Origin of the sequence: Croceitalea sp. P059 (assembly GCF_031846365.1) — a bacterium.
GTDB classification, from domain to species: domain Bacteria; phylum Bacteroidota; class Bacteroidia; order Flavobacteriales; family Flavobacteriaceae; genus Croceitalea; species Croceitalea vernalis.
In genome coordinates, this window is the sequence record NZ_JAVRHW010000005.1 from 16,669 (window position 1) to 32,393 (window position 15,725).

18 protein-coding genes are annotated in these 15,725 nt (G+C 34.6%); 8 read left to right on the plus strand and 10 right to left on the minus strand.

The features are described from left to right. Positions 1 to 23 precede the first annotated feature (23 nt). Positions 24 to 743 carry a peptidylprolyl isomerase gene (locus tag RM542_RS13545; protein WP_311386288.1) on the minus strand — a complete coding sequence of 240 codons (720 nt, stop codon included), beginning with the start codon at positions 741 to 743 and terminating at the stop codon, positions 24 to 26. Between RM542_RS13545 and RM542_RS13550 the strand changes: the two genes are divergently transcribed. After that, positions 742 to 1,383, plus strand: coding sequence for a CoA pyrophosphatase (locus tag RM542_RS13550; RefSeq protein ID WP_311386289.1), 642 nt, complete (start codon positions 742 to 744; stop codon positions 1,381 to 1,383). The two genes, RM542_RS13545 and RM542_RS13550, sit on opposite strands and share 2 nt — an antisense overlap. 36 nt (positions 1,384 to 1,419) lie before the next feature. Beyond that, complete coding sequence (locus RM542_RS13555) at positions 1,420 to 2,235, plus strand: lysophospholipid acyltransferase family protein (protein ID WP_311386290.1); 816 nt, start codon at positions 1,420 to 1,422, stop codon at positions 2,233 to 2,235. Here RM542_RS13555 and RM542_RS13560 read toward each other — a convergent pair. The 3 genes from RM542_RS13560 to RM542_RS13570 form a co-directional block, all read right to left on the minus strand. Next, positions 2,232 to 2,870 (minus strand): hypothetical protein, encoded by a 639-nt coding sequence (locus RM542_RS13560; protein WP_409220570.1) that lies wholly within the window; start codon positions 2,868 to 2,870, stop codon positions 2,232 to 2,234. The genes RM542_RS13555 and RM542_RS13560 overlap by 4 nt on opposite strands. Positions 2,871 to 2,877: 7 nt before the next feature. Then, entirely contained in the window at positions 2,878 to 3,372 is a 495-nt protein-coding gene (locus RM542_RS13565; protein WP_311386292.1) for a sigma-70 family RNA polymerase sigma factor, read from the minus strand. Positions 3,373 to 3,493: 121 nt separating this feature from the next. Next, entirely contained in the window at positions 3,494 to 4,921 is a 1,428-nt protein-coding gene (locus RM542_RS13570) for an amidohydrolase (RefSeq protein WP_311386293.1), read from the minus strand. Between the two features lie 103 nt (positions 4,922 to 5,024). On the opposite strand from RM542_RS13570, the gene RM542_RS13575 reads away from it, so the two are divergent. Beyond that, entirely contained in the window at positions 5,025 to 6,314 is a 1,290-nt protein-coding gene (locus tag RM542_RS13575; RefSeq protein WP_311386294.1) for an NAD(P)/FAD-dependent oxidoreductase, read from the plus strand. Between the two features lie 12 nt (positions 6,315 to 6,326). Here the strand turns inward: RM542_RS13575 and xerD are convergent, their stop codons facing one another. Further along, positions 6,327 to 7,229, minus strand: a complete 903-nt coding sequence (gene xerD, locus RM542_RS13580; protein ID WP_311386401.1) for a site-specific tyrosine recombinase XerD — start codon at positions 7,227 to 7,229, stop codon at positions 6,327 to 6,329. Between the two features lie 138 nt (positions 7,230 to 7,367). Between xerD and RM542_RS13585 the strand changes: the two genes are divergently transcribed. The 4 genes from RM542_RS13585 (at position 7,368) to RM542_RS13600 (ending at position 10,143) form a co-directional block, all read left to right on the plus strand. Continuing rightward, the gene (locus tag RM542_RS13585) at positions 7,368 to 7,880 is read left to right on the plus strand and encodes a hypothetical protein (RefSeq protein WP_311386295.1); all 513 of its coding nucleotides are present in this window, start codon (positions 7,368 to 7,370) and stop codon (positions 7,878 to 7,880) included. Positions 7,881 to 7,962: 82 nt separating this feature from the next. Then, the gene (locus RM542_RS13590; RefSeq protein WP_311386296.1) at positions 7,963 to 8,421 is read left to right on the plus strand and encodes a hypothetical protein; all 459 of its coding nucleotides are present in this window, start codon (positions 7,963 to 7,965) and stop codon (positions 8,419 to 8,421) included. Between the two features lie 79 nt (positions 8,422 to 8,500). Beyond that, positions 8,501 to 8,911 carry a type II 3-dehydroquinate dehydratase gene (gene aroQ, locus RM542_RS13595; protein ID WP_311386297.1) on the plus strand — a complete coding sequence of 137 codons (411 nt, stop codon included), beginning with the start codon at positions 8,501 to 8,503 and terminating at the stop codon, positions 8,909 to 8,911. 53 nt (positions 8,912 to 8,964) lie between these two features. After that, complete coding sequence (locus RM542_RS13600; RefSeq protein ID WP_311386298.1) at positions 8,965 to 10,143, plus strand: PQQ-dependent sugar dehydrogenase; 1,179 nt, start codon at positions 8,965 to 8,967, stop codon at positions 10,141 to 10,143. On the opposite strand, the gene RM542_RS13605 is transcribed toward RM542_RS13600, so the two are convergent. The 5 genes from RM542_RS13605 to RM542_RS13625 form a co-directional block, all read right to left on the minus strand. Then, complete coding sequence (locus tag RM542_RS13605) at positions 10,140 to 10,418, minus strand: DUF3817 domain-containing protein (RefSeq protein WP_311386299.1); 279 nt, start codon at positions 10,416 to 10,418, stop codon at positions 10,140 to 10,142. The genes RM542_RS13600 and RM542_RS13605 overlap by 4 nt on opposite strands. A 10-nt stretch (positions 10,419 to 10,428) precedes the next feature. Continuing rightward, positions 10,429 to 11,820 carry a dihydrolipoyl dehydrogenase gene (lpdA, locus tag RM542_RS13610; protein WP_311386300.1) on the minus strand — a complete coding sequence of 464 codons (1,392 nt, stop codon included), beginning with the start codon at positions 11,818 to 11,820 and terminating at the stop codon, positions 10,429 to 10,431. Between the two features lie 134 nt (positions 11,821 to 11,954). Then, the gene (gene msrB, locus RM542_RS13615) at positions 11,955 to 12,362 is read right to left on the minus strand and encodes a peptide-methionine (R)-S-oxide reductase MsrB (RefSeq protein ID WP_311386301.1); all 408 of its coding nucleotides are present in this window, start codon (positions 12,360 to 12,362) and stop codon (positions 11,955 to 11,957) included. A 14-nt stretch (positions 12,363 to 12,376) separates the two neighbouring features. Next, complete coding sequence (msrB, locus tag RM542_RS13620; protein WP_311386302.1) at positions 12,377 to 12,880, minus strand: peptide-methionine (R)-S-oxide reductase MsrB; 504 nt, start codon at positions 12,878 to 12,880, stop codon at positions 12,377 to 12,379. Positions 12,881 to 12,988: 108 nt separating this feature from the next. Further along, positions 12,989 to 13,567 (minus strand): collagen-like protein, encoded by a 579-nt coding sequence (locus tag RM542_RS13625; RefSeq protein WP_311386303.1) that lies wholly within the window; start codon positions 13,565 to 13,567, stop codon positions 12,989 to 12,991. 155 nt (positions 13,568 to 13,722) lie between these two features. Here RM542_RS13625 and glgB point away from each other — a divergent pair, with 155 nt between their 5' ends. Further along, positions 13,723 to 15,621, plus strand: coding sequence for a 1,4-alpha-glucan branching protein GlgB (gene glgB, locus RM542_RS13630; protein ID WP_311386304.1), 1,899 nt, complete (start codon positions 13,723 to 13,725; stop codon positions 15,619 to 15,621). Positions 15,622 to 15,725: the final 104 nt, after the last annotated feature.

Below are 15,725 nucleotides of genomic sequence, written 5' to 3' on the forward strand. Positions count from 1 at the left end.
TAAAAGAGATGTTTTCATAACAATTAAAAAACCTCGGCTTTTAAAATATAAATATTCCGCATTGGCCAATCGCCATCATCTACGTCAACTTGGTTAATTTTATCTACAACATCCATTCCTTCAATCACTCTACCAAAAGGTGTATAGCTACCATCTAAATGGTATGATCCAGGTTTCGTGACCACAATGAAAAATTCATATGGTGAGGCCAATTTATGCGGATTGTCACGTTCACTGCTAGGCATAGAAATAGTGCCTCTATGATGCTTATTTCCTTTTCTGGTATCTGGTGGGAGTAGATAACGACCTATTTTACGCCGTTTTCGACTAGTTTGCTTATCATCTGAGTTTCCACCTTGAATTATAAAATCGCCAACAATTCTATGAAATTGAGTATTGTCAAAATAGCCTTCTTTGATTAAATAGATAAAGTTGCCTTTATGATATGGAACATTATCATATAATTCTATAGTAAAGCTTCCAAGACTAGTAGTTAATTTGGCTTTAGTCTCTTTAACCTCTTTCGCATATTCAAAGAAAAAATCAATTGCGTTTTCTTCAGTTAGTACAAATTCATTTTCAATCTCTTCTGAACTTTCAATTAACGTAACAGCAGAATCTATCTCCTTGCTTTTAGAATTACTAACTTTTTTATTTGTTTTTTTTACGTTGGAGTTGTTTCCACAAGCAGTGAAAAAAAATAGTGTTATAATTGTTATAAACGAAATAGAAAGTCTCAACATGAATTTTGATGATTTTTGCAAACAGCTTATAAAAATAAAAAAACTACCCTTGCCTGGTCATGAATCTCATTATAAAATGGAACCGGCTGTTAGAAGAAAGTGGAGGGAAAAAGAAAGGTTTGAAGATAGAAAACCTAAAGAAGCTGCAGTGATGGCTCTATTTTACCCTAATAGCTCTAATGAGACACAATTATTATTAATACTTAGAAAAACCTATCAAGGGGTACATTCTAATCAAATTGGTTTTCCAGGAGGTAAAGTTGAAAAGGAAGATAGAGACTTAATTCATACCGCACTAAGAGAAACTTATGAGGAAGTTGGCGTATTAGAAAATGATGTTGAGGTGGTAAAAAAGTTAACTCAAGTGTATATTCCGCCAAGTAATTTTCTCGTTCAATCGTATATTGGTTTTTACCCAAAACCAAAACCTTTTAAAATTCAGGAAGAAGAGGTTGAGGCCTTAGTTGAGGTTAAATTGACTGATTTTTTAAATAACAAGAATAAAATTGAACAACAATTATCAACCTCTTATGCCAAAGATATCCTTGTACCTGCCTTTAAATTAAACGGTTATACGGTTTGGGGAGCAACTGCCATGATGTTAAATGAAATCAAAGACCTTTTAAATAAAGTGCTTTAGCTGTATTTTTCTAAATTAGCCAAGTCAAATTAACACATGGGTATATTTAAAAAGAATCCTTTTGGTCATATTTTATTTTTAAAAAAGTGGCTTATTCGCATTTTGGGTATTATGACCCATAATCGATATAAACAATTTAATACCCTACAAATTGAAGGTTCAGAAATCATAAGAAGCTTACCAGAACAAAAGGTTTTATTTGTTAGTAACCACCAGACATATTTTGCAGATGTGGTGGCAATGTTTCATGTTTTTAATGCTAGCCTTAAGGGGCGTGATGATAATATCAAAAACGTTGCATATTTATGGAACCCTAAGCTTAATTTCTATTATGTAGCGGCTGCAGAGACCATGGGTAAAAGTCTTTTGACTAAAATTTTGGCCTACGCAGGATCAATTAGTATTGAACGTACTTGGCGTGCAGATGGTGAAAATGTAAATAGAAAAGTAAAGTTTAGCGATATTTCAAACATAGGTATAGCAATAGAAGATGGCTGGGTAATTACCTTTCCGCAAGGCACTACAAAACCTTGGAAACCAATAAGAAAAGGTACTGCCCATATTATAAAAAAATATAAGCCTATTGTTGTGCCAGTGGTCATAGATGGATTTAGAAGGTCTTTTGATAAAAAAGGACTGTATATTAAGAAAAAGGGGATTTTACAATCTATGCAAATAAAAGAGCCCCTAGAAATTGATTATGAAAATGAAACAATTGAGCAGATTACTGAAAAATTAGAATATGCTATTGAACAACATCCTTCTTTTTTACATGTTATTCCGGAATCAGAACTAGCAGCTTATGAAGCTGACCATCAAAAAAGACGTTATAGTCATAAAGAGAAAAACTAAACTTCAAGCTTTTTTAGTTCTCTATAATTAACATTCAATCGTTTTAGTAATATTCCATAAAGTAGTCTATAGAATAGCCAAAGTAATAGTCCGAAAAATACAATTGCAGCGGCAAATACAATCCCCAATAATAACCAAGCAATTAGAGTAGAGTCTGCGGACGAAATTCTTTCAGTCAATTCCATGGGTGGATTAAATATTAAAACCTCTAATAACACTACAATCATTGTTACCGCAAATAGGCCAAGGTTAAACCAGACATATTGCATCACTGTTTTTCTGGTTTTAATAATTTTTTTCATCAAATCTCTAGCGGAATCTGTTGCTGAGATTTTCTTATAGTTAAGATAGAATCTATAAATAAAGTAGATGATAACGACATAAAAAATTATATCAATAGTCCAATCTGTGATCTTTGTCAATTGAGCACCTTTACCATTCAATTCCTCATTTTTAATAGGTACTAGGGATATGGCTATCCAAAAAACAAATTCAATGATACTGATATAAAAAATCCATTTAACAATAGAAGAAGATTTCTTCCAAATCATTTTATATATCTGGTCATAAGTAAGCTTTGGAAGCGAAGCCTCTTGCTTTTGCCAGTCTTTTTTTAGTAATTCTAGTTCATCCATCATAACCTTATGGGTTTAGTATGGTTCTTAGTTTATTCTTAATTCTATTCATTTTCACCCTAGCATTTACTTCAGAAATACCTAAAGTTTCCGAGATTTCAGAATAGTCTTTATCTTCTAAATATAAAAACACAAGTGCCTTGTCAATATCGCCTAATTGTTTGACCGCATCATACATTAATTTCAGCTGGCGTTCTTGTGTATCATCATATTCGTCGGCCTTTATTTTAAAAATTACCGAGTCATAATCTTGAGTTCTTATTCTTCTCTTTGATTTGCGGTACAGAGTAATAGCCGTATTAAGTGCGACTCTATACATCCAAGTACTAAATTTGGCATCTCCTCTAAATTTTGGATATGCCTTCCATAATTGAATGGTTATTTCTTGAAACAAATCATTATGAGAATCTTTGTCATTAGTGTAAAGACTACAGACCTTGTGAACAATATTTTGATTGCTCTCAAGTTCAGTAACGAATTTGTGTTCAAGTTCTTTATTCACTAATTGGTTGGTAGTTACTTTTTATAATAAGTAGTAGATGTATGGGTTTTGTTACACTTTAACTTTGAAAAATTAAGTGGATCCCTACTTAGGTTTGTTTTTTCTATTTATAACAAAACAACTATTTTCTATAATCTAATGCAGGTGGTCTATCACCAAGTAATGGTTTGTAAACAAAATCAGAACCTCTTCTTTCTTCAAATTCTATTTTTGCTTTAGCAATCAACTCTTGATTACTAAAAAGGTCCATTGCAGTAGCTGTTAATGTTTTTGCCGCTACCATCATACCTTTTTTTCCGATTGAAGTTCCTCCAGCAGCTACTGCTTGCCAGCTATGAGCAGATGTTCCAGGAACCCAAGTTGCAGTGCCAAAGCCTACTGTGGGCACCACAAAACTCACGTCACCAACATCTGTTGAACCGTAAGCGCGAGCGGTTTCTTTAAAGGGTTGAACAGTCATGGCTCTTTCAGTATTTGCAGATTCTTGTCCAAGACTTATTGCTATTTTATCTGCAAAGGCTTTTTCTTCTTCAGAGTAAGAAACACCGCCAATATTTGATAAATTATCGTGAACTAATTTTTGTAAAGTCAAATTTGGCAAGAGTTCATGAACCCCATTTACTAACTCGTATTCCATCTTAGTTCCTGTTCCCAAGGCAGCTCCTTCTCCTGCTTTCACGATTCGATTAAAAATATTTCTAACAACATCACGTCTATTATGACGAGCATAATAATATACTTCAGCAAAATCAGGCACTACATTAGGTGCTTTACCGCCATCAGTTATTACATAATGTATTCTTGCTTCTTGTGGAACGTGTTCCCGCATCATATTTACCATAGCGTTCATTGCCTCAACTCCATCTAAGGAAGATCGTCCCATCTCTGGTGCTCCAGCTGCATGAGCAGAAACCCCATAAAAGCGAAATTTAGCTGAAATATTTGCTAGAGCTGCTGCTGCACTAGCTGCATTTTGTGAACTTGGATGCCAATGTAAAGCAATATCTACATCATCAAAAACACCCTCACGAGACATATAGACTTTTGCTCCTCCACCTTCTTCCGCTGGGCATCCGTAAAAACGAATTGTACCAGCAATTTTATTTTTTTTTAACCAATTCTTAACTGAGATAGCGGCTGCTGTTGAAGCTGTTCCAAACAAATGATGTCCACAAGCATGACCTGCCACACCATCTGCAGATTTTTTTTCTGGAATCGCCTGCTGCGAAAGCCCAGGTAGCGCATCAAACTCTCCTAAAATAGCAATTACTGGCCCTCCAGAACCATATTCAGCAACAAAGGCGGTAGGTATATTTGCAATTCCGCTTTTTACTGTGAAGCCTTCATCGGATAAGGTTTTTTGAAGCAAAGCCGAACTCTTTTCTTCTTGATATCCCATTTCTGCTAATCCCCATATTTCCATAGCGATATCACTAAATTTTTCACTTTGAGAATCCAGCTTTTGTAAAACGGATTTCTTAGTTTTTTGTGCGTTTAAATTGGAAAAAAAGAAAAATGAAACTGCTAAAATGCTAAAGAGATTTTTCATGTTTATTTAGATTGGTTGTAAGTCATAAATATACTAAAATCAACTAGAGAAATTAAAGATAAGCAAAGCGCTTATTTGTAACTTTACATCTGATTTATTTTATATGAATATTCCGCAGTCAAGTTTCCCTAGAGTCGTTATTATTGGTGGTGGTTTTGGCGGTATTTCTTTAGCAAAAAAACTGAGCCATAAAGAATTTCAAGTAGTCCTATTAGATAAGCACAATTACCACACTTTTCAACCTTTATTATATCAGGTATCAACAGGTGGACTAGAACCTGATTCCATAGCATACCCTATCCGTAAGGTTTTACAAGGCTATCCGAATACTTATTTTAGACTAACTGAGGTTAATAAAATTGATACTAATATTAATTGTGTTGATACTTCAATTGGTTCTTTAAAATTCGATTATTTGGTAGTTGCTACGGGTTCAACTACTAATTTTTTTGGTAATAAGGCTATTGCTAAAAACAGTATGGCCATGAAATCAATTCCGCAATCATTGAATTTGAGGAGTTTGATATTAGAAAATTTTGAGCAGGCCCTATTGACAGATGATTTACACGAAAGAGAGGCCTTAATGAATTTTGTGATTGTAGGTGGCGGTCCTACTGGTGTTGAACTGGCAGGAGCTTTAGCAGAAATTAAGAAGGGTATTTTACCTAAAGATTATCCCGATTTAGATACAAGACGTGCCCAAATAAATTTGGTACAAGGTAGTGATCGAATTTTACCAGCAATGAGCATAAAGGCTTCAGAAAAAGCAGAACAATTTTTAGAAAGTCTTGGAGTAAATGTATGGAAGAATCTTAGGGTATCAGATTACGATGGTAATATTGCTAAAACCAACACTGAAACCATTTTTGAAACAGCGACTTTAGTCTGGGCTGCTGGAGTAAAAGCCGTTGGGATTAAAGGGCTTGATGCAAAAGATTATCTCTGTCGAGGTAATCGTTTACGTGTAAATGAATTTAATCAAGTAGGTAGTTTTGAACATATATTTGCTATTGGTGATGTAGCTCAGATGGAATCAGAAGAATACCCATATGGCCACCCGATGATGGCGCAACCAGCCTTACAACAAGGTCATCATTTGGGAAAAAACCTTGTTCGCATCACTGAAGAAAAGGCTATGATTCCTTTTACATACAATGATAAAGGCAGTATGGCAACCGTTGGCAGAAATAAAGCGGTGGCCGATTTGCCGAAATTTAAGTTCCAAGGCGTATTTGCTTGGTTTATTTGGATGTTTGTTCACCTTTACTTTTTAATAGGATTTCGAAATAGAGTAGTGGTCTTTATTAATTGGGTTTACAATTATATCAAGTTTGATAGAGAAGCTCGTCTTATAATTCGCCCTTTTAAAAAAAAGTACCAGGTAAATTCTTAAACGATAGACTTTTTATACTTCATTTCTAGGGTGAAACTCATTCAATACTTTTGCCAGGTGCTTTCTATTTACATGCATATATACTTCAGTAGTTGTAATACTTTCATGACCTAGCATTTGTTGTATTGCTCTTAAGTCGGCCCCATTTTCAAGTAAATGTGTAGCAAAGGAATGTCTAAAGGTATGTGGACTTATGTTTTTTTTAAGATGAATAACCGTAGCTAAATTTTTAACTATGGTAAAGATCATAGCCCGTGTTAATTGTTTACCTCTTCGGTTCAAAAAAAGGAAATCTTCATGACCTACTTCAATCTTTTGATGGACTCTGACCTCTTTTCTATAAATAGTAATATATTTTTTATTAACCTTACTTATTGGCACAAAACGTTGTTTATTGCCTTTCCCTGTAACTTTTATAAAATCTTCATCAAAGTAAAGATCAGAGAGTTTTAAATTCAATAATTCAGAAACGCGTAAACCACATCCATAAAGCGTTTCAAGCATTGCTCGATTGCGTTCTCCTTCTGATTTTGAAAGATCTATTGCAGCTATTAGTTGATTGATTTCATCAGTTGAAAGTGTATCAGGAAGTTTACGTCCAATTTTTGGAGATTCGATCAAATCCATGGGATTATCACTTCTATAATCTTCAAAAATCAGATAGTTAAAAAAACCTTTTAGTCCCGAAATAATTCTGGCTTGAGAGCGAGGGTTAACTGTTCTGGGTAATTCATAAACGAATTGTTGAAGCAGTCCTTTTTTAATTTTTAAAGGGCTCTCAATGCTTTCTAAATTATTCAAAAAGTTGATTAATTTTTGAATATCAAGCGCATAGTTTTTAATAGAATTTTCTGAAAGACCTCTTTCAATTTTTAAGTAGTGTTTATAGTCTTCAAGTTTTTTATCCCACATGATATGGTAAATATAGTGCAACCTTTTAAAGAATAAATAATGTATTTCAATGGTTTGACAACAAGTTTTTTATAAAACACAACTTAGAATGAAGACTTGGTTATCAAGAGTTTATGTTTGTGCAACCAAACAATCGTTATTATGAAATTCATCATTTCTTTCATTTTTATTTTCTCATTTGTCCTAACTCTTCATTCTCAAGTGGATAGAACCAATTTACGAATAGGTATCAATGCTGGAGCCGTTGTGGGCGATGCATCAGATTTTTATAGTTTTACTTTAGGTTTAGATGTGTTACATGTTTGGGGACTCTCTAGAGAGATTGATTTAGGTATAGCTACAGGTTTCTTAAATGCTTTTGGAGAACGAGACACTTTAGATGTTGACGGGCTTACTCTTGATACTCAGTTTTATAATGCCCAATTTATACCTTTTGCAACTGCATTAAGAGTTTATCCTTCATATGGTTTTAAACTCGGTGGTGATATTGGCTATGCATTAGGAGTTGACCCGGGGAATGAAGGCGGATTTTATTATCGACCAATGGTCGGAGTTGAAATTAATGGTACGACCGAATTGAATATATCTTATTCGACTATTAACAATGAAGGTTCTTTTTCTAATGTCCTATTGGGTGTATTGTTTTTGTTTTAGAACAACTTGTCTAGTTTGTTAATTTTTCTATAAAACTAAACTCGGCATTTGTATATTTGTTTTAACACTAAAAACAATCATTATGAAAAAATTATTTATCACAGGATTATTAGTAGTTCTTTTTTCGGCATTAATGAATGCCCAAAATTACACTGCCGCAGCTGGTTTAGGTTTAGATTTATTTTCTGGTGCCACTTTAGTGGGCCCTAGTGGGAAATACTTCTTTTCTGAACAAAATGCAGTGCAAGCAGAGATTATGTTTGAATCTGGTCTAACTGCAATTACTGGTTTGTATGAATATCATAGTAATTTTGAAGGTGCCGAAGGTTTGCAATGGTTTGCAGGAGCAGGTCCCTCTATATTATTTTTAAGTAGTGGACTAGGAACAGAGATTGCTCTTAGGCCAACTGCAGGTCTTGATTATAAAATTAACGGAGCACCTTTGGCTGTTTCATTCGACTGGAGACCATTTATAGGGTTCGGTGATTTAAGTAATGAAATTGGAGCTTTTGGTATCGGTATTCGTTACGTTATCGAGTAAAGAAAACAATATATTGATTAAACAGAGGCAATTATGTCTCTGTTTTTTTATGCCCTAATTTTATTGCTACTTTTATAAAATGAAACTTATTATCATAAACGGACCAAACCTAAATTTACTAGGTAAACGAGAACCTGAAGTATACGGTAGTACCACTTTTGAAGAATACTTTAAACAACTTCAAAATAAGTATAAAGACATTGATTTAGACTATTTTCAGTCAAATATTGAAGGGGAAATTATTGATAAGCTTCAAGAGGTTGGCTTTTCGTATGATGGTGTTATTCTTAATGCAGCAGCATATACTCATACTTCTGTTGGAATTGGTGATGCGGTTAAAGCAATTGAATCACCAGTGATAGAAGTACATATATCTAATACTTTTAAAAGGGAAGATTTTAGACACCAATCTTATATTTCTGCTGGAGCTAAAGGTGTTATTTTAGGATTTGGTTTGCAGAGCTACGATCTGGCGATACATAGTTTTTAGAAGATAAAGTCCATTTGGGTTTATTCGTGCGTATATAAATAAACCCCACTTCTATGAAAATTTTAAAATTGCTTTTAGCATTATTTCTTGTATCTATAGTTTCTTGCGATTCAGAAGCATCTAATTTTGAACTTATTGACGAGACCAATGATGAACAACCGAATGAAAATGTGTCCGTTTCTTTAGTCAATGCCTTTCCAAATCTTTCATTTAGTCAACCTCTAGATTTGCAATCTCCTAATGACGGTACTAATCGGATTTTTGTTGTTGAAAAAGGAGGACGAATACAAGTGTTTGATAATAATGATTCTTCTACTGAATCTTCTACTTTTATTGATTTAAGTAATAGTATAAATACTACGAGCGAGCAAGGTTTTTTAGGTATGGCGTTTCACCCAAATTATGAATCAAACGGCTATTTTTATTTATGTTATACCCCCACGGAAGACTTATCTGTGATTTCTAGATTTACTGTTTCAGCTGATCCTAATTTAGCTGATGTCAATAGCGAATTAGTAATTATTGAAATACCGCAACCTGAGACCAATCACAATGGAGGTCAAATAGCTTTCGGACCTGATGGTCACTTATATATTGCTAGTGGTGATGGCGGTGGGGGTGGTGACCCACAAAATAATTCGCAGAATCGGGCTAACCTTCTTGGGAATATTTTAAGAATAGATGTAGACAACCCTAGTGGAGGCTTAAATTATGGTATCCCAGGTGATAACCCTTTTATCAATGATGTAAATTCAAGAGATGAAATTTATGCATATGGTTTTCGTAATCCTTGGCGTATGAGTTTTGATATTGAAACAGGAACACTTTGGACGGCTGATGTTGGGCAAAATGAAATAGAAGAAATTGATGTAGTTGTAAATGGAGGTAATTACGGTTGGAAATTATTTGAAGGTACTTCTTGCTTTTCTGGCGATTGTGATGCTACGGGTTTAACAGCTCCAATTTTTGAATATGACCAGAGCAATGGCGACCGTTCCATTACTGGAGGTTATGTTTATAGGGGAAATGATATAAGCCTTTTAGATGGAAAGTATGTATACGGTGATTTTGTTAGTGGACGTATTTGGGCACTTTCCGAAAATGAAGGTCAAAATGAACTGATTTTGGAGTCAAGACTTAGCATTTCTTCCTTCGGGACAGATAATTCGAATGAACTTTATGTATGCGCCTTTGATGGTGCTATTTATAAGTTTGTGGAAACGACCGACTAGGCTATTCTCAAATATTTTTTTTCTATATAGAAAGTTGCAAATGGCAACAAAGAGGCTATTATCAATATAAAAAGTCTCTTAATACTCCATTTTTTGAGCAACCAGAAAACAAAAGCAATGATTATATAAGCGATAAATAATATGCCATGCGCATAGCCTACAACTTTGTTAGGTTCACCTATTTCTGCCCAATATTTGAGCGGCATCGTTAGACCAAAAAGCAATAAATAGGAGATTCCTTCAAGAATAGCCGTAGCTCTAAATAGTTTTAGCAAATTTGTTTTTTTATAAGTGAATTACTTCATCGTAAGCTGCGGCAACAGCTTCCATAACAGCTTCGCTCATCGTTGGATGTGGGTGTACTGCTTTTAATACTTCATGCCCAGTTGTTTCCAATTTTCTAGCCACAACAGCCTCTGCAATCATATCAGTGACTCCAGCGCCAATCATATGACATCCTAACCATTCACCATATTTTGCATCAAAAATTACTTTGACAAAGCCATCAGAAGTACCGGATGCTTTTGCTTTACCACTTGCTGAAAATGGAAATTTACCAACTTTAATATCTAAACCTTTTTCTTTTGCTTGCTTTTCAGTTAATCCAACAGATGCGATTTCAGGGGAACAATATGTACAACCAGGAATATTTCCATAATCTAGAGCTTCAACATGCATTCCAGCAATTTTTTCGACACAAAGAATTCCCTCCGCAGAAGCTACATGTGCTAAAGCTTGCCCAGGAGTAACATCACCAATAGCATAATAGCCTGGAATATTAGTTTGATAATAATCGTTAACGAGAATTTTATCTCTATCAGTTGCCACACCTACATCTTCTAAACCTATATTTTCAATATTAGTTTTTATACCTACTGCAGAAAGTACAATATCAGCTTCAAGAACTTCTTCTCCTTTTGCAGTTTTGACAGTTGCTCTTACACCATCGCCTGAAGTATCTACATTAGTGACTTCGGCTGAGGTTTTAATTTTTATTCCTGTTTTTTTGAAGCTTCTTTCTAATTGTTTTGAAATGTCTTCGTCTTCAACTGGAACAATGTTAGGAAGATATTCTACTACAGTAACTTCAGTACCCATACTATTGTAGAAATACGCAAATTCAATACCGATTGCACCACTACCTACCACAATCATCTTTTTTGGTTGTTTATCTAGGGTCATGGCCTCTCTGTAACCAATCACTTTTTTACCATCTTGAGGTAAACTAGGTAATTCACGACTTCGGGCGCCAGTGGCAATTATAATGTGATCAGCACTAAACTCAGTTGGTTCTCCATGTTCACCTTTGACTAAAACTTTTTTACCAGGCATAATGCGACCAAAACCATTCAACACTTCTATTTTGTTCTTTTTCATCAAGAATTGAACACCTTTGCTCATTCCATCAGCTACACCACGACTTCTCTTAACTACTGCGTCAAAATCGTGTTCCACTTTTTTAGCACTCAAGCCATAATCCTCAGCATGTTTTAAGTATTCAAAAACTTGGGCAGATTTTAATAAGGCTTTGGTTGGAATACAACCCCAATTCAAGCATACACCACCTAGATTTTCTTTTTCGACAATCGCGGTTTTAAATCCTAATTGAGATGCTCTAATAGCCGTAACATAACCACCAGGTCCACTACCTAAAACGATAATATCAAACTTGCTCATTAACCTAAATTTTAGTTGTTAAAAATGGAAACTCACTTAGTTGTGAGAGGGTGCAAAAATACGGAATTCATATAGCATATTCCAAACCTCAATAGCAAGTTCATTTGAGTTTTAGAAATTTTATAACAAAAGGTCTACTTATTGTCTTTTGGGTCAAAGCCAATACTCAAAGAATTGATACAATAACGTTGCCCAGTAGTTTCTCTTGGCCCGTCATTAAAGACATGGCCTAAGTGGCTTCCGCAATTAGAACAAACTGTTTCCGTTCTAATCATTCCGTGTGAAGTATCTCTAATATATTCAATTGCGCCTTCAACGGCTTCATCAAATGAAGGCCAACCGCAGCCACTCTCAAATTTGTGTTCACTTTCAAATAGTTTTGCGTTGCAGGCTTTGCAATGGTAGTCACCATTTTTAAAATTGAGATTTAATTCGCCTGTATGAGGTCTTTCGGTACCTTTTTGACGCAATACATAATATTCTTCAGGAGAAAGTTCGTTTCTCCATTCTTCTTCGGTTTTATTTACTCCGTACTTACTCATTTATCTTTTGATTTTTATCCTTCGTCTGGAACGAAGTTCAAAGCAGCCCCATTGATGCAATGTCTTTTGCCAGTAGTGGCACTAGGCCCATCATTAAATACATGTCCTAAATGTCCACCGCAATTTGCACAGTGTTCTTCAGTTCTGGCATACCCAATTTTGTAGTCGGTATCAAAACCTATGCTTCCTGCTATTTCTTGGTCAAATGAAGGCCAGCCAGTTCCTGATTTGTATTTATTTTCACTTCTAAAGAGTGCTGTTCCACAGCCAGCACATGTGTAAGTGCCTGCTTCTTTATTTTCCAATAATTCACTCGAAAATGCATTCTCTGTAGCCGCTTTTCTGAGCACATAATACTCCATGTCAGTAAGTTCTGAACGCCATTCAGAATCTGTTTTGGAAACTTTAAAGGTTACATTTTCCGCAACCTCCTTTTTTACTTCTTTCTTTTCTGTTTGTGAAATACCTATGCAAGAACTCATCAAAGATAAAATCACAATAGCAATACTTTTTCCCATCTTATTTTTTTGGATTGGACGAAATTAAACCATAATCCTTTCAAAATTAAGCTAAAAAGAAAGCCCACTTCATTTTTGAAATGGGCTTTTAACAAAATTTAATAGTTTTTAGTCTAAACTTACTTTGTCAATACTATTAACGTCTAATTCAAGAGCACTCATAACAGCGTTTAAGTTTGATGTGTCTACACCATTGTCAGTGCCAAATTCTGCAGGTACTACGGCAATTCTGAATATTTGATTATCAGTGTCACCTGCCGGTAAAGTTGATAAGTCAAAATCTGATTCTAAGAAGATGCTAACATCTAAAAAGGTATGATCATAATTGTATTGTAATAAACCTTGGTCTAGAATTCTGGTTTGAGGTAAAAGTCGCCATACATCTATCGGGTCACCTCCATCTGGGTCATCTGTTTGTTCAAAGAGAATGTATACCAGAACTAAATCTGATTCAAAAACTTCTATACTTTGAGGAAACTCGAAGAATATGGAATAGTCGTTCGCTGCCTCAAAAGTACCCTCAACTTCTAGAACTTGACCTAAAATATTTATGCCGTCTTGTCCATCTAGTCCATCTAGTCCATCAAGACCGTCAAATCCATTAAGTCCTGGAGGTCCTTGAGGTCCTTCACATGAAATGGCAAAAGCCACAACTAAAATCCCTAAAAATGTCTTAATTCTATTCATAATATTTTATTTGAAATGGTTTTTATTTTTTCCAAAAACTAATAAATCAAAAAGCGTTCCACTTTTTAATTTCACTTATTAAATAAAGTAACCAACACAATTTTAGTATCTTGAGAAAAGATGCCTAGTTTTGCATTTATATTATTGAAATAGATATGACCAACGTTATAGTACATAGCTTATTTACAGATTTTGACATTGATCTTTTTAAGTCAGGAAAACACTTTCGTTTATATGAAAAATTAGGATCACATCTTGTTGAAGTAGATGGTCAAAAAGGAACCTATTTTGCGGTTTGGGCACCATCGGCAAAGAATGTTTCTGTAGTAGGTAATTTTAATCATTGGAATAAAGAAGAACATCAGCTTAATGTAAGATGGGATTCCAGTGGAATATGGGAAGGATTTATTCCCAATATTCAGCATGGTGAGGTCTATAAATATAGTATTGTAAGCAACAACAATGACTTGGTGACCGAGAAGGCTGATCCTTTTGGTCGTTTTTGTGAACATCCACCCAAAACAGCCTCAATAGTATGGGATGCTAAATATAAATGGCAAGATAAAAAATGGATGGATATAAGAGAAAATCATAATAATCTTGACAAACCGTATTCTGTATATGAAGTTCATTTAGGTTCTTGGAAAAGAAAGAATGATAATGAATTCATGTCTTACATCGAGCTTGCAGATGATTTAGTTAGCTATGTAAAACAAATGGGTTTTACACATGTAGAGCTTATGCCGGTAATGGAATACCCTTACGACCCTTCATGGGGTTATCAGTTAACAGGCTATTTTGCTCCTACTTCTCGTTTTGGAAAACCTGAAGATTTTAAGCTTTTGGTGGATAAAATGCATCAAGCTGGAATAGGCGTTATATTAGATTGGGTGCCTTCACATTTTCCAGAAGACGCTCACGGACTTGGCTTTTTTGATGGTTCAAATCTTTATGAACATCCTGATAGAAAAAGAGGTTATCACCCTGATTGGAAGAGTTTAATTTTCAATTACGGCAGAAATGAGATTCGAGCATTTTTAATTAGTAATGCAATTTTTTGGTTAGACCAGTATCATGTGGATGGATTGCGTGTTGATGCTGTTGCATCAATGCTTTATTTAGACTATTCTAGAGAAGAAGGAGAATGGGAGCCTAATATGTATGGCAATAATGAAAATTTAGAAGCCATGTCTTTTATAAGAGAAATGAATGAAGCTGTCTATGGTAGTTTCAAAGGTGTACAAACTATTGCTGAAGAATCTACTGCTTTTTCAGGAGTATCTAAACCGGTTAATTTTGGTGGTCTTGGTTTTGGTATGAAGTGGATGATGGGTTGGATGCATGACACTTTAGAATACTTTAAAAAAGAACCTGTTTACCGAAAGCACCACCAAAATGATTTGACCTTTAGTATGACTTATGCTTTTACTGAAAATTTTATGCTTCCTTTTTCACATGATGAGGTAGTATATGGCAAACAATCTTTAGTTTATAGAATGCCTGGTGATGAGTGGCAACGTTTTGCCAATTTAAGATTGTTGTTCGGTTACATGTTTACCCACCCAGGAGCAAATTTGATTTTTATGGGAAGTGAATTTGGTCAAACTGCTGAATGGAATTTTCAACAAAGCCTTGATTGGCATTTAACAGAGTATGATTTTCATTCTGGAATTCAAAAGGTTATTCAAGATTTAAACAAAGTATATAAGCAACAACCAGCTTTACATGAAAAACAGTTTAGCCCTGAAGGTTTTGAATGGATAGAGTACAATGACCATGAAAATTCTGTGATGACTTATATAAGAAAAGGTCATGACTCTAAAGATGATTTAATTGTTATCGGAAATTTCACACCTGTACCAAGAGAAAACTATCGTATTGGAGTGCCCGATTCAAAATCACTAAAATTAATTTTTAATAGTGACGATGTTAAATACAGTGGAAGCGGAATGGGCAATAAAACAGCTAAAGTTACTAAAGAGCCTTGGAATGGTAGAGAACATTCTATTGAGATTACAATTCCTCCATTAAGTGTGTTAATTTATAAAAAATAGCATCCTTTTAATGCTAAAAAGAGTGCTATAACGTTGTAGTAGCTTATTTGTTAAAAAGAACTTTTCATAATCTCGAACTATTATCCTTTTTTTGTTAGTTCGAT